At 71.7% G+C, this 18,405-nt stretch carries 18 protein-coding genes; 14 read left to right on the top strand and 4 right to left on the bottom strand.

Annotated elements, in window-relative coordinates; genetic code table 11:
* Positions 1 to 186 precede the first annotated feature (186 nt).
* The 14 genes from BMX97_RS13795 to BMX97_RS13730 all read left to right on the top strand — a co-directional run bounded on the left by BMX97_RS13795 (position 187) and on the right by BMX97_RS13730 (position 14,344).
* Positions 187 to 846, top strand: coding sequence for a cytochrome c3 family protein (locus tag BMX97_RS13795; RefSeq protein WP_091750903.1), 660 nt, complete (start codon positions 187 to 189; stop codon positions 844 to 846).
* Positions 843 to 3,833, top strand: coding sequence for a TAT-variant-translocated molybdopterin oxidoreductase (locus tag BMX97_RS13790; protein ID WP_091750900.1), 2,991 nt, complete (start codon positions 843 to 845; stop codon positions 3,831 to 3,833). Before BMX97_RS13795 ends, BMX97_RS13790 begins: the two co-directional genes overlap by 4 nt.
* The gene (locus BMX97_RS13785; RefSeq protein WP_091750896.1) at positions 3,830 to 5,824 is read left to right on the top strand and encodes a quinol:electron acceptor oxidoreductase subunit ActD; all 1,995 of its coding nucleotides are present in this window, start codon (positions 3,830 to 3,832) and stop codon (positions 5,822 to 5,824) included. The genes BMX97_RS13790 and BMX97_RS13785 overlap by 4 nt, the downstream gene beginning before the upstream one ends.
* A gap of 71 nt (positions 5,825 to 5,895) precedes the next feature.
* A complete protein-coding gene (locus BMX97_RS13780) occupies positions 5,896 to 6,423 on the top strand; it encodes a c-type cytochrome (protein WP_091751414.1) in 528 nt (175 codons plus the stop codon).
* Positions 6,420 to 7,478, top strand: a complete 1,059-nt coding sequence (locus BMX97_RS13775; protein ID WP_091750893.1) for a hypothetical protein — start codon at positions 6,420 to 6,422, stop codon at positions 7,476 to 7,478. The genes BMX97_RS13780 and BMX97_RS13775 overlap by 4 nt, the downstream gene beginning before the upstream one ends.
* Entirely contained in the window at positions 7,475 to 8,002 is a 528-nt protein-coding gene (locus tag BMX97_RS13770; RefSeq protein ID WP_091750890.1) for a hypothetical protein, read from the top strand. The genes BMX97_RS13775 and BMX97_RS13770 overlap by 4 nt, the downstream gene beginning before the upstream one ends.
* Positions 7,999 to 8,967: a cytochrome c oxidase subunit II gene (gene coxB / locus BMX97_RS13765; RefSeq protein ID WP_091750887.1), complete on the top strand. Its 969-nt coding sequence runs from the start codon at positions 7,999 to 8,001 to the stop codon at positions 8,965 to 8,967. The genes BMX97_RS13770 and coxB overlap by 4 nt, the downstream gene beginning before the upstream one ends.
* Positions 8,964 to 10,640 (top strand): cytochrome c oxidase subunit I, encoded by a 1,677-nt coding sequence (locus BMX97_RS13760; protein ID WP_091750884.1) that lies wholly within the window; start codon positions 8,964 to 8,966, stop codon positions 10,638 to 10,640. Before coxB ends, BMX97_RS13760 begins: the two co-directional genes overlap by 4 nt.
* Positions 10,637 to 11,299 carry a cytochrome c oxidase subunit 3 gene (locus tag BMX97_RS13755; RefSeq protein ID WP_244538416.1) on the top strand — a complete coding sequence of 221 codons (663 nt, stop codon included), beginning with the start codon at positions 10,637 to 10,639 and terminating at the stop codon, positions 11,297 to 11,299. Before BMX97_RS13760 ends, BMX97_RS13755 begins: the two co-directional genes overlap by 4 nt.
* A gap of 11 nt (positions 11,300 to 11,310) precedes the next feature.
* On the top strand, positions 11,311 to 11,610 hold the full coding sequence (locus BMX97_RS13750) for a cytochrome C oxidase subunit IV family protein (protein WP_244538415.1): 300 nt from the start codon (positions 11,311 to 11,313) through the stop codon (positions 11,608 to 11,610).
* 44 nt (positions 11,611 to 11,654) lie between these two features.
* On the top strand, positions 11,655 to 12,446 hold the full coding sequence (locus BMX97_RS13745; RefSeq protein WP_091750879.1) for a class II glutamine amidotransferase: 792 nt from the start codon (positions 11,655 to 11,657) through the stop codon (positions 12,444 to 12,446).
* 111 nt (positions 12,447 to 12,557) lie between these two features.
* Positions 12,558 to 13,295, top strand: coding sequence for a sigma-70 family RNA polymerase sigma factor (locus tag BMX97_RS13740; RefSeq protein ID WP_091750876.1), 738 nt, complete (start codon positions 12,558 to 12,560; stop codon positions 13,293 to 13,295).
* A gap of 172 nt (positions 13,296 to 13,467) precedes the next feature.
* Entirely contained in the window at positions 13,468 to 13,875 is a 408-nt protein-coding gene (locus BMX97_RS13735) for a DUF1236 domain-containing protein (protein ID WP_048428427.1), read from the top strand.
* A gap of 214 nt (positions 13,876 to 14,089) precedes the next feature.
* Positions 14,090 to 14,344 carry a hypothetical protein gene (locus BMX97_RS13730; RefSeq protein WP_091750873.1) on the top strand — a complete coding sequence of 85 codons (255 nt, stop codon included), beginning with the start codon at positions 14,090 to 14,092 and terminating at the stop codon, positions 14,342 to 14,344.
* A 24-nt stretch (positions 14,345 to 14,368) separates the two neighbouring features.
* On the opposite strand, the gene BMX97_RS13725 is transcribed toward BMX97_RS13730, so the two are convergent.
* The 4 genes from BMX97_RS13725 to BMX97_RS13710 form a co-directional block, all read right to left on the bottom strand.
* Positions 14,369 to 15,268, bottom strand: coding sequence for an SGNH/GDSL hydrolase family protein (locus tag BMX97_RS13725; RefSeq protein WP_060846396.1), 900 nt, complete (start codon positions 15,266 to 15,268; stop codon positions 14,369 to 14,371).
* Positions 15,229 to 16,326, bottom strand: a complete 1,098-nt coding sequence (locus tag BMX97_RS13720) for an OpgC family protein (RefSeq protein WP_091750870.1) — start codon at positions 16,324 to 16,326, stop codon at positions 15,229 to 15,231. The genes BMX97_RS13725 and BMX97_RS13720 overlap by 40 nt, the downstream gene beginning before the upstream one ends.
* 93 nt (positions 16,327 to 16,419) lie before the next feature.
* Positions 16,420 to 16,776, bottom strand: coding sequence for a hypothetical protein (locus BMX97_RS13715; RefSeq protein WP_091751408.1), 357 nt, complete (start codon positions 16,774 to 16,776; stop codon positions 16,420 to 16,422).
* Between the two features lie 26 nt (positions 16,777 to 16,802).
* Entirely contained in the window at positions 16,803 to 18,365 is a 1,563-nt protein-coding gene (locus BMX97_RS13710; protein ID WP_091750866.1) for a S10 family peptidase, read from the bottom strand.
* Between the last annotated feature and the right edge of the window lie 40 nt (positions 18,366 to 18,405).

Raw genomic sequence — 18,405 nt, 5'->3', positions numbered from 1 at the left:
ATCGATCGCCGGGCCGCCTCTGGCCGCCGCCCGGTCGCGCGCCACCTAGCCTGGCATCGTTCCGAACAGGGCGGCCAGGGCATGACGAGGACGGCGTGCGGAGCGTGATACCCGCCTTGAAGCGAACGATCCCGCAGGGCCGTCCCCCGCTGCGGACGATGCGCGGCGCGGAGAGGGCCTGACGCCATGCGCCAGCTCTTCGCCCCGGGGGCCGACGCCCTCCTGCGCCTCGCGCTCCTCACCGCGGCCGCCTGCCTTGCCGGCATCCCGGTGGTCGGGGCGGGACTGGTGCGATCCTCCTACGTCACCGGCGTCGGGGTGGCGCCGGCCCAGCCGGTGCCGTTCAGCCACAAGCACCATTCGGGCGAGCTGAAGATCGATTGCCGCTACTGCCACACCACCGTGGAGACGCAGGCGACCGCCGGGATCCCGCCGACCGAGACCTGCATGACCTGCCACTCCCAGATCTGGTCGGGCTCGGAGATGCTGGAGCCGGTCCGGGCGAGCTATGCCAAGGACCAGCCCCTGGTCTGGAACCGCCTGAACAAGCTGCCCGGCTACGTCTACTACAACCACTCGGTCCACGTGACCAACGGCATCGGCTGCTCGACCTGCCACGGCAGCGTCACCGACATGCAGCTCACCTACCGGGCCAACGCGTTCGAGATGAGCTTCTGCCTCGATTGCCACCGCAATCCCGAGAAATACGTGCGGCCGAAGGATCAGATCCTCAACATGACCTGGAGCCCGCCGGCCAACCAGGCCACGCTCGGGCCGGAACTCGTGGCCCAGTACCATATCCGGGGCGGCGAGCGCCTGACCGAATGCGGGGTCTGCCACCGATGACGCACGACATCGGCGCGCTGCGCGCCCGCCTCGCCGCCGGCGACGGCCCGGCCTTCTGGCGCAGCCTCGACGCGGTGGCGGATTCTCCCGAGTTCCGCGCCTTCCTCGACACCGAGTACCCGGCGGCCGCGCGGCTCGCCGCCGCGCCCGACCGGCGCGGCTTCCTGAAGCTGATGGCCGCGTCCTTCGCGATGAGCGGGCTCGCCGCCTGCGGCCAGCCGGACGGGCGCAGCCAGGAGATCCCCTACGTCCGCCAGCCCGAGCGGATCGTCCCGGGGGCACCCCTCGCCTATGCCTCGGCGGCGCTCGTCGACGGGTTCGCCAACGGCATCACGGTCACCACCCGCAACGGCCGGCCGCTCAAGATCGAGGGCAACGCCGAGCATCCCTGGAGCCGCGGCGGCACCGACGTGTTCGCACAGGCCTCGGTGCTCGGGCTCTACGATCCGTTCCGGCTCCAGACCCCGCAGCATCTCGGCCGGCCGAGTTCCTGGCCGGCCTTCCGGGCGGCGATGACCGGGCGGTTCGCCGCGCTGAAGGCTGCCGCGGGCGGGCGCGGGCTCCACCTCGTCACCGGGCCGGTCACCTCCCCGTCGCTCGCCGCGCAGATCGCCGCGATGCGCCGGGATTTCCCGGCGATGCGCTGGCACATCTCGGCCCCGACCGGGCGCGAGGCGCTCTACGAGGGCGCGCGCCTCGCCCTCGGCCGCCCGCTCGAGACCCGCTGGCGCTTCGACCGGGCCCGGGTCGTCGTGTCCCTCGACGGCGACGTGCTCGATCCCGGGCCCGGCCAGGTCGGCCAGGCGCGGGACTGGGTCGAGGCCCGCCGCAAGGCCGCCGCCGAGGGGCGCCTCCTCGCCCTCCACCATGCCGGACCGAGCCCGAACCTGACGTCGGCCAAGGCCGAGTCGCCGCTCGCGATCGGCTCGGACGGCCTGTCCGCCCTCGTGCGCGACCTCCTGGCGGAGGCTGGCGGCGGCACGGCGGCGGATCGCGGCGGCCCCGCGGCGGCCTGGCGCGCGCGCGCCTTCGCGGCGCTGGACGCGGCGCGGGGCAGCGGGCTCGTCCTCGCCGGCACCCAGGCCGGGCCGGACCTGCTGGCCCAGGTCCACCGCCTCAACGCGGCACTCGGCAATACCGGCCGTACCGTGTTCCACACCGCGCCGGTGCCGGTCCTCGACGCCGAGCCCCTCGACGCGCTCGCCGAGGCGATGCGCCGGGGCGAGGTGCAGCTCCTGGTGATGCTCGACGTCAACCCGGTCTACGAGGCGCCGGGCGATCTCGGCTTCCTGGAGGCCCTCGCCCGGGTGCCGCTCAAGGTCCATGCCGGCCTCTACCAGGACGAGACCGCCTTCCACTGCGACTGGAACCTGCCGCTCGCCCACCCGCTCGAGGCCTGGGGCGACGCCCGCTCCCTCGACGGGACGGTGACGCCGATCCAGCCGACGATCCGTCCGCTCTACGACGGCCGCTCGGTGCCGGAGATCCTGTCGATCCTCACCGACGCGGAGGCCAAGGACGGCGCCGCCCTGTTCGACGCCCACTGGCGCCGGCCCGGCGAGGCGGACGCCGCCTGGACGGCCCGCCGCGAGGCCGTGCTGCAGGCCGGCTTCTTTCCCGACACCGCGCTCGCCCCCGAGACGATCGGCACTCCCCTGCCCGCCGCAGCGTCCGCCCGGCCCGCGCCCGCGCCCTCGCCGGCCGGGCCCGCCCGGCGGGTCGAGGTCGTGTTCCGGCCCGACGCGACGGTCTGGGACGGCAGCCTCGCCAACCTCGCCTGGCTGCAGGAGCTGCCCAAGCCCCTGACCAAGGTGGTGTGGGGCAACGTGATCGCGGTGAGCCCCGGCCTCGCCGAGCGGGAGGAGCTGCGCCAGGGCGACGTGGTGACGCTCGAAGCCGAGGGCCGGCGGATCGAGGGGCCGGTCTGGATCCAGCCCGGCCAGGCCGAGGACGCCGTCACGGTCTCCCTCGGCTACGGACGCCGGGTTCCCGAGCAACTCGCCGACGGCCTCGGCTACGACGCCTACCCCCTGCGCCGCAGCGCCAGCCCCTGGCGCCTCGCCGAGGCGACGCTGGCGAAGACCGGCCGCAAGGCGCCGCCGGTGACGACCCAGAACCACGGCACGATGGAGGGGCACGACCTCGTGCGGGTGCAGCCGGTGGGCGCGGCGACCCCGGTCGCCTCCCGCGAGGCCCTGCCCTCGCTCTATCCCCCGGCGCCGACCTCGCCCGGCGGGCGCTACGACCGCGAGCGCGCCTGGGGCATGGTGATCGACCTCGACGCCTGCATCGGCTGCAACGCCTGCGTCACCGCCTGCCAGTCCGAGAACAACATCCCGGTCGTCGGCAAGGAGGAGGTGGCGCTGGGGCGCTGGCTGCACTGGCTGCGGATCGACCGCTACTACGAGGGCGGGCTCGAGGATCCGAAGACCCACTTCATGCCGGTGCCGTGCATGCATTGCGAGCAGGCGCCCTGCGAGGTCGGCTGCCCGGTGGAGGCGACCGTGCACGACCGCGAGGGGCTGAACCTCATGGTCTACAACCGCTGCGTCGGCACCCGGGCCTGCTCGAGCTACTGCCCCTACAAGGTCCGGCGCTTCAACTACCTCGACTATTCCGGCGACACCGCGCCGGTGCAGCAGCAGCAGCGCAACCCCGAAGTGACGGTCCGGGCCCGCGGGGTGATGGAGAAATGCACCTATTGCGTGCAGCGCATCGCCGCCGCGCGCATCGATTCGACGCGCGGCGACCATGCGCCGATCCCCGACGGCGCCGTCGTCACCGCCTGCCAGGGCGCCTGCCCGACCCGGGCGATCACCTTCGGCGACCTGCGCGATTCCGGCAGCCGCGTCGCCGCGGCGGCGGCCGATCCGCGCAATTACGGCCTCCTCGCCGAGCTCAACACCAAGCCCCGCACCACCTACCTCGCTCGGCTGGTCGAGGCGGCCTCGGCGACCGGCGCGGCAAAGCCCGGAGGCGCCCGATGAGCGGCACCCTCTCCCCCCGGGCCGGCCTGCTCGGCGCCGAGGAGGACTTCGCCTCGATCGGCCGCGCCGTCGCGGGCGCCCCGGCGCGCGCCCGCTCGCGGGCGTGGTGGATCGCCTTCGCGGGGGCCTGCGGCCTCCTCGGCGTGTTCGCGGCCGCCCTCGCCTGGCTCCTCTTCAACGGCGTCGGGATCTGGCACAACAACAACCCGGTCGTCTGGGCGCTCGACATCGTCGCCTACGACTGGTGGATCGGCATCGCCTGCGGGGCGCTCCTCACCTCCGCCACCCTGCGGCTCGCCGGGGCGGCCTGGCGCTCCGGCATCGACCGGATCGCCGAGACGACCGCGGTGCTGGCCGCGGCGGCCGCCGCCCTCTACCCGATCATCCATCTCGGGCGGCCCTGGGTGTTCTACTGGACCCTGCCCTACCCCAACACCCTGGCGCTGTGGCCGCAATTCCGCTCGCCGCTGGTCTGGGACGCCATCGACATCGTGAGCTTCCTCGGGGTCTGCCTCGGCCTGTGGTATGTCGGGCTCCTGCCCGACTTCGCGGTCCTGCGCGACCGCGCCTTCGAGGCGGCCCGGGCGGAGGGGCGCGCCGCCGACGAGGGCAGCGGCCGGCGCCGGCGCCGGACGATGCTGCGGGCGCAGATCTACGGCATCCTGGCGCTCGGCTGGCGCGGCGCGGCGACCCATTGGGAGCGCTGGGTGCTGGCGACCCGCACGCTGTCGGCGCTCGCCATCGTCCTCGTGGTGGCGCTGCAGACCGGGGCCTCGGTGATGCTCGCCGGCACGGTGCTGCCGGGCTGGCACGACACCCTTCTGCCCGTGACCTTCCTGGCCGCCTCGCTCCTGTCCGGCGTCGGCGTCACGGCGGCGCTCGCGGTGCTGGTGCGCCGCGCCCTCCATCTCGAGGCGCTGATCACCGAGCGGCATCTCGACCTGATGGCACGGCTGATGCTGGGGCTCGGCCTCGTCTCGGCCTATTGCTACGGCACCGAGATCTTCTCGAGCCTCCTGCACGGCGACGCCTTCGACCGCTCGGTGCTGGTGCGCCGCCTCGCCGGCCCGCATGCCTGGGCGTTCTGGCTCATCGTCGTCTTCGCCCTGCTGCCGGTGCAGCTCTTTTGGCGCGCTGCGCTGCGCCGCTCCGGCCTCGTCGTCGCGATGGTGGGCATCGCGGCGGCGGTCGGCAGCTTCGGCGACCACTTCATGCTGCTGATCGTCACGCTCAGCCACGACTTCCTGCCGTCCTCCGCCCATCCCTATTCGATGGGCGTGTGGGGCATCGCGACGCTTCTCGGCACCGTCGGCCTGTTCCTGGCGCTGCTGCTCCTCGGCTTGCGCACGCTGCCGATGGTCTCGATCACCGAGACGCGGCGCTTCGCCGAGAGCCACGCCGACGGGCGCGCCAGCGGCGAGCGGGCGCCGACCGCGGCCGAGACGGACGACGCGCCGCTCTGGGGCGTCAGCGCCGAGTTCGCGCAGGCCGGCGATCTCGCCGCCGCCGTCGAGGCCCTGAAGGACCGCGACCTCGGGGCCCGGATCGAGACCTACGGCCCCGTGCCGATGGCGCGGGTCGCGCGCGCGCTGGGCCACCCGGCCGGCATCCTGCCGCTCCTCGCCCTCGGGGCGGCGCTGGCGGGCGGCCTCGCCTTCATGGCGATGTGCCTCTACGCCAGCGGCATCGACTACGTGTTCGACGTCGGCGGCCGGCCGCGCTTCTCGTGGCAGTCCTTCATGGTGCCGAGCGTGTCGTTCGGCACCCTCTGCGGCGGGCTCGCCACCGTGCTGGCGCTGCTGTTCCAGAACCGCCTGCCGCGCCTCAACCATCCGGCCTTCGCGATCCCGGGCTTCGCCCGGGCGAGCGAGGACCGCTTCTTCCTCGCCCTCGAGGCCGCCGGCCCGCGCTTCGATCCGGCCCGGATCGAGGGGGCGCTGGCGCGCCTGCCGCAGGGGCGGCCGCTGATGGTCCGGAGGGTGCCGCTGTGACGCGCTCCCCGCTCCTCCCCCGCCTCGCGCTCCTGCTGCCCCTGGTGCTCGCCGCCTGCGACCGTGCCGACATGGTGAGCCAGCCCAAGGCGAAGACCTGGGACCGCAACCCGTTCTTCCCTCAGGGCCAGACCATGCGTCTGCCCCCGCCCGGCACCGTCGCCCGCGCGGCGCCCGACCGGCCGGTGCCGCAGCCGGCCGCCGCGACCCCGGACCTGCTGGCCCGCGGCCAGGAGCGCTACGGCGTCTTCTGCACCCCCTGCCACGGCGGGGCCGGCCACGGCGACGGTATGATCGTCGAGCGCGGCTATCCACGGCCGCCCTCGTTCGACGAGGCCCGCCTGCGGGCGGCGCCCGCGCGGCACTTCTACGACGTCATCACCCACGGCCGGGGCACCATGCTGCCCTACGCCGCCCAGGTGCCGCCCGCCGACCGGTGGGCCATCGTCGCCTACATCCGGGCGCTGCAGCTGAGCCAGGGCGCGACCCTGGCGGCGCTGCCGGAGGAAGACCGGGCGAAGGTCGCGGCCGCCGAGCCGACGACAGCCAAGCCAGCGACCGACCGCGAATCGACAGACCCGCAGAGGACCAAGCGATGAGCCGCCGCCCGATCTCCCTCGCCCTCGGCGCGGCGGCGCTCGCGGCCTGCGCGCTCGCCGGCGCCTCCGGCAGCCCGGTGATGCCCTCCTACCTCGCCGCCTGGCTGGTGCTGGTGGCGCTGCCCGCCGGCGCCCTGCCCCTGCTGATGGGCCTCGAGCTCGCGGGCTTCTCCGCCGGGCCGATGGCCGCGTCCCTGCGCCGGCTCCTCGGGCTCCTGCCCATCGCCGGCCTGCTGCTGCTGCCGGTGCTCCTGAGCCTGGGCGGCCTCTACCCGTGGGACAGGGGCGCCCCGCCGCGCACGGCTCTGGCCGCCCTGTGGTTCACCCCCGTCTTCTTCATCCTGCGCAGCCTCGCCTACCTGGCGATCTGGCTGTGGCTCGCCGACACCTTCCGGCGCCCGGCCGCCGAGCCCGGCAGCCCGGCGGCGGCCCGGCGGCGCGCCCGCGCGGTCGTGGGGCTCGGCCTCTATGCCGTCACCGGCACGCTGGCGGCGGAGGACTGGGTGCAGTCGGCCGATCCCGGCCTCGCCTCCACGGCCTTCGGGCTCCTGATGATGACGATCCAGACCGGCCTGGCGCTGTCGGCGGCGGCGCTGATCGCCGCGCGGGATTCCTCGGGCCGGCCCGGCCGCGACCAGCGCACCGCCGCGGCCTTCGCTGACCCGATCCTGGTGCTCCTGGCGATCTGGGGCTTCGTCCACGCCACCCAGTACCTCACGGTGTGGTCGGCCAACCTTCCCGAGGAGGCGCGCTGGTACCTCGCCCGCGACGGGGCGCTCGGCCGCCTCGGCATCTGGATCGGCGTCGGCGTGATGGTGCTCGCCGCGCTGGTGCTGGTGCCGCAGCGCCATGCCGGCCGGCCGGCGCTGCTCGCCGGCATCGCCCTCCTGATCCTGCTGCTCCACGGCGCCGAGATCTTCTGGCTCGTCACGCCGGGCTTCCGCGGCGCCTTCCGGTTCACCTGGGCCGATGCGCTGGCGCTGATCGGGGTGGTGGGGGTCGCCGGCGGCCTCTACGGCCCGGTGGACCGCCGCCTGCGGGGGCGCGCCTCGTGAGCGACGAGACCCGCCCCGGCCCGTTCGCGCTCCTGCCCGCCCTCGCGGCGGCGGGGCTCCTGCGCCTCTCCGGCTTCAAGCCCGCCCCGCACCGGCCCGAGCCCGACCCAGGCCCGCACAACCCCGAGGGGTTCGAGGAGGAGGACGTCGACGTCCGCCGCACCGCCTTCGTGGTCGTGGGGCTCGCCGGCTCCGTCGCCGCCGCGATCGGGGCGATCGGGTTGATGATGCACCTGTTCGGCGCCTGGAACGTCGCCAACCGCGTGCCGCTGACGCCGCAGCAGAGCGCCAGGGTCCAGCCGCCGCCGCCGAACCTGCAGGGCGCGCCCTACGAGGATCTCGCCCGCCACGAGGCGCGGGAGGCCGCGCAGTTCGCCACCTACGCCCTCCTGCCCGATGGGCGCGCCCGCATCCCGGTCGAGCGCGCCATGCGGCTGATCGCCGGCACGCCCCTCGATCCCGCCGGAGCGGGCGCGCCGGTTCCCCCGTCCCTGCCGCCCGCCGGCGGAGCCCCCGCTCGATGAACCCGACCGACCTCGCGCTCCAGCTCTGGCCGGCGGCGGCCTCCGCCACGGCGGTCGAGACCGACTGGCTGATCCTCGCCTTCACGGTCCTGACGCTGCTCCTGACCGTCCCGGTCTTCGTCGCCATCACTTGGTTCGCGATCCGCTACCGCCAGGGCGAGGAGGCCGACCGCAGCCACGGCAACACCCGCAGCGTGCTGATCGAGATCAGCTGGATGCTGATCCCGTTCCTGCTCACCTTGATCTTCTTCGTCTGGGGCGCCCGGCTGTTCTTCATCTCGAAGCAGGTGCCGGGCGATGCCATGGTGGTCGAGGCGATCGGCCGGCAATGGATGTGGAAGTTCCAGCACCCGACCGGACAATCCGAGATCAACGACCTGCACCTGCCGATCGGCCAGCCGATCAAGATCCGGATGATCAGCCAGGACGTGATCCATAATCTCTACTTCCCGGCCCTGCGGATGCAGATGGCGACCCTGCCCGACCGCTACACCGAGATGTGGTTCAAGGCCGACCGCACCGGCAGCTACCGGCTGTACTGCTCGGAATATTGCGGGACCGACCATTCGAAGATGGACGGCAACCTGACCCTGATGACCCAGGCCGACTACGCCGCCTGGCTGCAGAATGCCGGGGCGCAGCAGGGCGGCCAGGCCGGGGCGGGCCGCACGATCTACGAATCCTACGGCTGCGGCACCTGCCACGACCCCGGCGCCAAGGTGCGGGCGCCCTCGCTCGCCGGCCTCTACGGCCGCGAGGTCAAGCTCGCCGACGGCCGCACGGTGACGGCCGACGAGACGTATCTGCGCGACAAGATCCTGAACCCGAACCGGCAGAAGCTGGCGGCGGATTACAAGCAGGTGATGCCGGCCTTCCGCAACGTGATCCCGAACGACGACCTCGACCGTCTCGTCTCCTACCTGAAGAGCGGACGCGCGACGGCCCAGCAGGAGGCCTCCCCATGACGAGCGGCACGGTCACCGACGGGGCGGCGCTGCGCGAGCCCCACACCCCGGATTCCCGTCTCGGCCACGGGGCCGACTACCTGCACGCCGAGCACACCCTGCGCTCGTGGTTCTTCACCACTGATCACAAGCGCATCGCGCTCCTGTATCTCGCCAGCATCACCGGCTTCTTCGTCATCGGCGCTGTGACGGCGGGTCTGGTGCGCCTGGCGCTGGTGGTGCCGAACGGCCAGGTCTTCACCAACGACACCTACAACAAGCTGTTCACGATCCACGGGGTCGTGATGGTGTGGTTCTTCCTGATCCCGAGCATCCCCGCGACCTTCGGCAACTTCCTGATCCCGCTGATGATCGGGGCGCGGGACCTCGCCTTCCCGAAGCTGAACCTCGCCTCCTGGTACGTGTTCATGACGGGAGCGTTCTTCACGCTGGTCAGCGTGGTGCTGGGGGGCGTCGATACCGGCTGGACGTTCTACACCCCGCTCTCCACCGCCTTCTCGAACACCTGGGTGGTGCCCGCACTCATCGGCGTCACCATCGTCGGCTTCTCGTCGATCCTGACCGGCCTCAACTTCGTGGTGACGATCCACACCATGCGGGCGCCGGGCATGACCTGGTTCCGGCTGCCGATCTTCGTCTGGACCCACTACGCCACCAGCCTGATCTTTTTGCTCGCCACCCCGGTCATCACCGTGGCGCTGATCCTGCTCATCGCCGAGCGCGCCTTCCATATCGGGGTGTTCGATCCGGCCTATGGCGGCGACCCGGTACTGTTCCAGCACCTGTTCTGGTTCTACTCGCACCCGGCCGTCTACATCATGGTCCTGCCGGGCATGGGAGTGATCTCGGAGATCGTCCCGGCCTTCGCCCAGAAGAAGCTCTTCGGCTACAAGTTCGTCGCCTACGCGGCGATCGGGCTCGCCTCGGTGACCTTCTTCGTCTGGGGCCACCACATGTTCGTCAACGGGCAGAGCGACTTTGCCAGCGTGGCGTTCTCGGTGCTCAGCTTCGCGGTGGCGGTACCCTCCGCCGTCAAGGTCTACAACTGGACCGCGACGATCCACAAGGGCTCGCTCAAGCTCGACACGCCGATGCTCTACGCCATGGGCTATATCGGCCTGTTCGTGCTCGGCGGCTTGACCGGCCTCTACCTCGCCACGCTCGCCATCAACCAGCACGTCCACGCCACCTACTTCGTCGTGGCGCATTTCCACTACATCATGGTCGGCGGCACGGTGCTGGCCTTCCTCGGCGGCCTGCATTTCTGGTGGCCGAAGATCACCGGGCGGATGTATATCGAGGCCTGGGGCCGGATCTCCGCCTTCCTGATCTTCATCGGCTTCAACGTCACCTTCTTCCCGCAATTCATCCTCGGCTATCTCGGGATGCCGCGGCGCTACCACGTCTACCCGCCGGAATTCCAGTTCCTCAACATCCTGTCCTCGGCGGGATCGACCATCCTGGCGGTCGGCTACATCTTTCCGATGGTCTATCTCGTCTACTCGATCTGGTTCGGGAAGCGGGCCCAGGCCAACCCCTGGGACGCCAGGGGCCTCGAATGGACGGTGCCCTCGCCGCCGCCGGCCCACAACTTCCTCACCGAGCCGGTGGCGCCGAAGGTGCCCTACGACTACCCGATCCAGGCGCGCGAGACCGGGAGGCAGCACTCGTGAGCGCGGGTGCCACCGAGACGCCGGTCGGCGTCAAGCTCGTCTCCCACTTCGCTTGCGTTGAGCAGCAGAAGCGCGCCGCCGTACTGGGGATGTGGGCCTGGCTGCTGACCGAGCTCCTGCTCTTCGCCGGCCTGTTCCTCACGGCGTTGATCCTGCGCCTGCTGCACCCGGAGGCGGTGCAGGAGGCGGCGCGCCACCTCAAGTTCTGGATCGGTGCCGTCAACACCGTCGTGCTGATCGGCTCCAGCCTCACCATGTCGGGGGCGATCCAGCTCTCGCGGCTCGGCTGGCAGCGCGGCATGGTGCGGTTCATGCTCGCCACCGCGGCGCTCGGCAGCCTGTTCCTGGTGCTCAAGGGCTACGAGTACTACGCCGACTACCACGAACACATGATGCCGTTCCTGGCCGATCGGCCCTACGAGCTGAAGGACTCGCCGCCCTCGCGGCTGTTCGTGAACCTCTACTACGTCGCGACCTCGCTGCACGGCCTCCACCTGGTCACCGGCATCAGCATCCTGCTGGCATTGACCTTGCAGGCGAGCCGGCCGGGCTTCCTGAGCCGGCACCAGAACCGGATCGAGATCTTCGGGCTCTACTGGCACTTCATCGACCTGATCTGGATCCTCGCCTTCCCGATCCTCTACGTGCTCAACCGCTAGGAGAGAGGCCCGTGTTCGGCACCCCCGACGAGCGCCGCATCCTCTGGCGGCACATGCGCGAGCCGGTCCTGACGGCGTGCGCGCTCCTGGCCCTACTCGCGGTCAATGTGGGTCTCGGGGCCGCCCTTCCCTTCCCGCATGTCTGGATCGTCGAGCTTCTGGTCGCCGGCGCCATGGTGGCGACGATCCTGCTGGTCTCCATGGAGGTCCGCCACGAGCCGCCGCTGGTGAAGCTGTTTGCCGGCATCGGCTTCTTCTGGGTCGGGATCCTGTTCGCGATGACCCTGGTGGATTACCTGTCGCGGGGATAGGGCCGTTCACTCCCCGCTCACCACCGCAGCGCTATATCGGTCGCATGTGCGAATTGCTCGGCATGAGCGCCAACGTCCCGACCGACATCCGTTTCAGCTTCGCGGGCCTGGCGCGCCGCGGCGGCGAGACGGGCCCGCATCAGGACGGCTGGGGCATCTCGTTCTACGAAGGCCGCGGCAGCCGCAGCTTCCACGATCCGGAGCCGAGCGCGCGCTCGGAGATCGCCCGGCTGTTGCGGCAATACCCGATCAAGAGCCGGATCGTGATCGCGCATGTGCGCCGGGCCAACCGCGGCCGGGTGACGCTGGAGAACACGCATCCCTTCAGCCGCGAATTGTGGGGCCGCACCTTCACCTTCGCGCATAACGGCCAGCTCAAGGGCGTGAAGCGGTTGACGCTCGGCCGCTTCAAGCCCGTCGGCACCACCGACAGCGAGCACGCCTTCTGCTGGATGCTGGGCAGGCTCGAGGAGCGCTGGGCCAGCCTGCCGAAACCCACACGCCTCGACGGGGCGGTGCGGGAACTCTGCGCCGAGCTGCACGGGCTCGGGGTGTTCAACATGCTGCTCTCCGACAGCCGCACCCTCTACGCCCATTGCGGCAAGCGCTTGTGCACGCTGACCCGGCGGGCGCCGTTCGGCACCGCGACGCTGATCGACGAGGATTGGCGGGTGGACTTCGCGCAGGAGACCACGCCAGACGACATCGTGACCGTGGTGGCGACGCGACCGCTGACCCGGGACGAACGCTGGACCGACCTCGCCCCCGGCGAGGTCCTGGCCTTCCGTCTCGGCGTGCCGGACGGTGACGAAGCGGGGGCCGGCATCGGCGGCTGAGCCGCTCCGGCCGGGCGGTCTATCGGTCCCGGCCCGTTTCTCGCTAAGGTTGCCCCTTTCCGGTCGCGGCCCCCGGGCCCATCTTCCCCTAGGCAGGCAGACGCGAGAGCCATGACGCGAGACATAGCCCCGAATCCGTCGGCCCCGATCCCCTCAGGGGAGGACCGTCCCGGCCTCTCGGCCACCATCCGGTCGCATCTCGGCAGCCAGCTCCGGGCGACCTACGAGGCCCTGGGCGACGCCGACCCGGACAACCGCTTCGCCGACCTGATCGCGCGCCTGGAGGCGGTGCTGAAGGCGCAGGGCGAGATCGTCTTGCCGGAATTCCGCGACGGGCTGCTGCAGGCGGTGCCGTCGTTGCGCGCCTTCGCGCTCTCGCTCACCAGCAACCCGGCCCGGGCCGACGACCTGGTGCAGGACACGCTGTTGAAGGGCTGGCAGCACCGGGCCCGGTTCCAGGCCGGCACCAACCTGAACGCCTGGCTGTTCACGATCCTGCGCAACATCTTCTACTCCGACCACCGCAAGCGCGTGCGCGAGGTCGAGGACCAGGACGGTTCGTACGCCGCCCGGCTCGCCACCGCGCCGCACCAGGGCGACCGGCTCGACGTCGAGGACCTGCAGAGCGCGCTCGCCAAGCTGCCGCCGGACCAGCGCGAGGCCCTGGTCCTCGTCGGCGCCGAGGGCGTCTCCTACGAGGAGGCGGCGACGATCATGGGGTGCAAGGTCGGCACGGTGAAGAGCCGCGTCAGCCGCGCCCGCGGCCGCCTGGCGGAGCTTCTGGGCTACGACGAGGAAGATCTCGGCACCGATCGCCTGATCCAGTCGGCGATGCCGAAGGACGCCTGACCCGGCTTCCTTCGCGGGTAGAGTACTCCCACCGGGTTCGGGTGTCGGTCATCGGGGTCGGTGCGACAAAACCCGCCGCATCGATTGAACCGTTTCGCCAACAGCGACGTTACATCCCCCGAGAGCCGCCCCGCTCGACCGGGGTGGACTGGACGAAACGGAGACCGATCCGATGAAGAAGACCCTTCTGGCCGCCGCCGCCCTCGCCCTCACTCTGCCGATGGCCGCCCAGGCCCAGGGCCTGCTGCCGGGCGCGCAGCGCGGCGCCGAGGACGGTGCCGCTGCGGCCGGTCCGGTCGGCGCGATCGTCGGTGGTGCCGTCGGCGCCGCGACCGGTGCGGTCGGCGGCCTGCTCGGCGTCGACGAGCGCCCCCGCTTCCGCTCCTACGCCGTGCGCCAGCACCGCTCCTACGACTGGGACGGCGACGTGGCCGTCGGCGGCGTGCTGCCCTCCTCGGGCGTGAGCTACTACGAGGTCCCGTCCGAGTACGGCATCCGCGGCCGCCGCTACACCGTGGTCAACGACCGCGTCGTGCTGGTCGATCCGGGCACCCGCCGCATCGTGCAGGTGATCGACTGATCGATCGCCTGCCGCGCCGCCCAACGGCGGCGCGACACGGACCTTCGGGAAGCCCCGGCCTCTTGGTCGGGGCTTCCTGCGTTTCGGCGGCACGATTTCCTTCGCTGTGTTGCGTCAAAGACTGCAACGAAACCACGTCGAACGTCGTTCTTCCCGAGGAAGGCGCGGATCGACTGCATCCGCTACCACGAAACCTTGACCGACGCGGACGCCCATGCCCCCCGATCTGCACGAGAACCACGACGCCGCCCTGCCGGAGCCGGTGCGCGAGCACCTCGGGAAGGAGCTTCGCTCGGCCTACAACGCCGAGGCCGACAAGCCGGACTACCTCGGGGATCCGGTCCTGCCGGCGGAATTCACGCCGCAGCTTCGCCGGCTGGAGAGCCGCCTCAAGGCACACGAGACCGGCCGAGAGGCGGTCGAGGACGTGGTGAACAACATTCTGCGCGAGTTGCCGCCCAAGCCGTAACGACGGAACGGCGGGACGACCCCGTCAGTGCGCCGGGGGCGGTAGGGCCGGGCCGGCGATGTCAGGCTGGAGCAGCGACACCGTGATCGCCCGGGTGACGTGCTCGGCCATGCAGCGATAGCCGAGATCGGCGAGGCGAAAGCCCGCGCCGGATTGCGACGCATTGCCCTTCAGCGCGCTGATCGCCCGGGTGGCGAGGTAGCGCATCGCCTCGTAGCGCTGCACCAGGGGCACCTGCTCGCGCTCGGCGACCTTCTGGATCGCCAGCACGAACTGGCGGTAATAGTCGTCCTTGGCGAGGCTGGCGGTGTATTGGGGATCGACCAGCACCACGTCGATGCCGTGCGACTTGATCCAGGCCACGGTCTCGGCGAGCGATTGCGAGAAGTCCTCGATGTCGACGCGGGCGAGCGCGTCGTTGCCACCGACCTGCCAGACCACGAGGTCGGGCTCGATCTCCGCCACCTGGTTGCGCAGCCGCTCCGCCGCCCCGAAGGCGATCTCGCCGGAGACGCCACGGCTCTCGACCGTCACCTCGATGTCGGGGAGCGAGCGGGTCAGGGCGTCCTCGAGCCGCACCGGGTAGGTCGCGGCGGTGCCGAGACCGCCGGAACTGGAGCCGATCGTCAGAACCTGGACGGCGCGATGCTCGCGCAGGGCCTTCTTGACCGCCTTGAGCTTGGCCAGGGTGTAGAGCTTCGAGCCCGGCACCCGGCACTCGGGCGACAGGCTCGGATCGGGCGCCTCCAGGCTCGGCGCGGTGGCCTGGAGCGCCGGAATCTCCGCCAGGGCGGGCTGCGACGGCGCGGGCTGGACCTGTGCTGCCGGCGGCGTCGTCGATTGCGCCTGCACGGCGAAGCCGAGGCTTGCGAGCAACGCGACGCTCACGCCGCCGAGGAGGGACGGGGAGAGCGAGAGCGCCATTCGACGAACCATGCCGTGAAGGAGAGAGAAGCCAAGCCACACCCTACGACAAAGACGTCGGTCGCGAAACCTCCCCCCGTCCAGAACCGAATCAGTTGTGCACCGAGGCTCGCCACCGAGCCGACGGAGAAGACCGCGAGCGAGTTGCGCCCGAGGCCGGCAAGCTGCTCGGTGAGCCATCGCGCCCGGGGCTGGACCAGTCCGAACACCGTCTGGAAGGCCAGCAGCACGCCCAGGAAGTGCACCAGCCGGGCCGGCGACAGGTAGGACTTGTCGAAGATGAAGAGCAGGCGCGGCTCGGGCACCGCCAGCGGATCGGGCCGCAGATTGAACCAGGACAGGACCGCGCCGACGATCACGATGACGATCCCGAGCGGCATCAGGCGACGGCGCCAAGCCAGGAACCGGCCCGCGCCGCGCCGCCACTCGTGGGCGGCAAAGCCCAGGACCAGCAGCAGCTGCCAGCAGAACGGGTTGAAGAACCAGTGCCCCTCCATCGGCCAGCTCGGGATGTTGATCTCGAACACCAGGCTGACCGCGTAGAGCAGCACCGAGATCCCGACCGACAGCCCGAGATGCACCCGCGCCAGCAGCACGAAGGCCGGGGCGAGGCCGAGCAGCACGACGTAGAGCGGCAGGATGTTGAAGAAGCCGAGCTGGTGCAGCAGCGTCACCCAGCCGACCGTGGCCTGGATCGGGTCGCTGAAGATCGGCCCGGCATTGTGCCACTCCACCAGCAGCGGGTTGTCGAGGTAGAGGGCGGCGCCCGCCAGCATCGCCAGCGCCAGCGCGGTGATGACGAGCTGGGCGCGGTAGACCTCGACCATACGCGACAGCAGCCGCAGCACCGTGCGCAGCGCCGGCTCGGGCGTGCCGTCGCGCCCGCGGGTGGCGATGCCGATCGACCAGCCGGCCAGGAACACGAACAGCTCGGCGGCGTCCGAGATCCCGTACTGGGAATAGGTATAGTTCTGGAAGACGTTGCCCGGGATGTGGTTGATGAAGATCGTGATCAGCGCGATGCCGCGCCAGAAATCGACCGCATTCGGTTCACGCATGATGCCCGTGGTCCCTCTCGCGGGTCTCGCTCGGCCGATCTCGGGGAGGCGCCGCCGCCCCTGGCGGCGCGGTGCAAGTCGAGTGCCGTCGCGCTACTTCACGATCCGGTCGAGCCGGTTGTTGACGAAGAAGTACAGCTCCTTGGCGCCGGGCTCGGTGTAGAGCACCTGGACCTCGCGCTGGCCCCGCCCGCTCTCGCCGACCAGCACGTCGGTCGGCGGGCGGCCCTTGAGCCGCACCAGCTCGCATTCGGGGATGCCGGGAGCGATCTCGGTGGCGGTCGCGGGCACGGAGCCGGTGCAGCTGCCGTCCTGCGCCAGGACCGGGCCCCAGGACGGGGCCGGCGGCGTGGGCTTGGGGGCGGCGACCACCGGCGGCGGGGCGGCCCGGTCGGTGCTGCCGCCGCAGCCGGCGAGCGCCAGCGTGCCGACACCCATCAGGACCGCCACCATGCGCCGCGTCGTCGTCTGGCCGGTCATCGCGCCTCGTCCGTCCTCGGGCCGCTTCCCCGTGCGGCCAGGGCCGTCTCGTAGAGGCGGATGGCGTCCCCGCGCAAGGCCGCCCGCGACGCCTGGCGGAAATAGAACATGTGCCCGCCGGGATAGACCGCCAGCGAGAGGCGCGGCGTCGGCCCGTAGGAGGGGATCTGGTCGAGGATCAGCTTCGAGGCGAAGTACGGCGTGACGAGGTCGGTGTAGCCGTGGGCGACGAGGACCCGCAGGTTGCCGTCGAGGGCGAGCGCCTGGCGCAGCTCGCCGACCACCTCCGGGGCCGCGCGGCCGCCGCCCCAGTTCCAGGCGCCGTTGACCGCGTTGCTCAGGAGCTCGTAGCGCAGGTTCGGCACCCGCCAGTTCAGGGTGCGGGCGGTGAGGTCGATCGTCGCGCTGGTGAGCGGCGCCTGCATGGCGGTGAGGATCGGATCCTGGAACCGGCCGAAGGCCGCGCTCGGATCCGGGTCCCATCCGCTCACGCCGGTATCGTAGGCGCTCGCCACCCGGCCCGCGTCGCGATCGGCCTCGCGCTGGTAGCTCGCTCCCGAGACCCGGCCGGCCTGGCGGCGCACGAGCGCCGGGTCGAGCCCGGTCAGGCCCGCGACGCGCTCGGTCAGGCGGTCGAGGGCGGCGGCATCGGCGGGCCCGCGCAGGAGGTCGGCGAGGTAGGGACCGGTGGCGTAGGCCTCGATCTCCTGCATCCGCGCGGGACCGGGCGTCTCGCCGCGCCGCTCGAGCCCGGCGGCGGCCAGCGACGGCAGCCGCGTCACGGCGCCGAGCGGGTTGTGCCGCGGCGGCTGGAGGTAGCCGAAATCGAGGACCGGCGAGAGCAGGACCAGGCCCGACAGCCCGACCCCGACATCGTCCTGGAGCTTGCGGGCGATCAGGGGCCCGCGAAAGCCGCCATAGCTCTCGCCGAGGAAGAATTTCGGCGAGGCGAGCCGGTCGTTGGTGCGCAGCCAGCGGGCGATCACCGCCGACAGGACGGCGGCGTCGCTCTCGACCCCGTAATAGCGCTTCGCGTCGTCGCCCGTCGCGCGGCTGTAGCCGGTGCCGACGGGGTCGATGAAGACGAGGTCGGTGAAGTCGAGCCAGGTCTCGTCGTTGGGGACCGGCACCGGCGCCATCGAGGGACTGATGCTGGTGCCGTCGAGGGGCAGGCGCCAGGGTCCGACCGCCGCGAGGTTGAGATAGGCCGAGGACGCCCCCGGCCCGCCATTGATCGCGAAGGTCACGGGCCGCGTCCCCGCATCCTTGCCGGCGAGGGTGAAGGCCGTGACGGCGATCTCGGCCTGGAGCTTGCCCGCTTCGTCGACCAGCGGCAGGCTGCCGGCGGTCGCGGTGAAGCTCAAGTTACGGCCGCCCGCCAGGGCGAGGCTGTGCTGGGTCGTGGCATCCGGCGGCAGGCGCCGCCCCTCGGGCTGGCGCGCCTCCTGCCGAGTCTCTTGCCGATTCTCCTGGCGGGCCTGCTGCGCCAGCACGGCCGGAGCGGGCCCGAGGCACAGGGCCGCCGCCAGCGCGAGGATCCGGGTCGTGATGCGGGTCATGACGTCTCCTCGGGAGGCGGGGCCGGACGGCCGGCGCCTT

The sequence above is a fragment of the Methylobacterium sp. ap11 genome, from assembly GCF_900110515.1.
GTDB classification, from domain to species: domain Bacteria; phylum Pseudomonadota; class Alphaproteobacteria; order Rhizobiales; family Beijerinckiaceae; genus Methylobacterium; species Methylobacterium ajmalii.
This window is presented reverse-complemented; position numbering and strand designations above follow the sequence as displayed.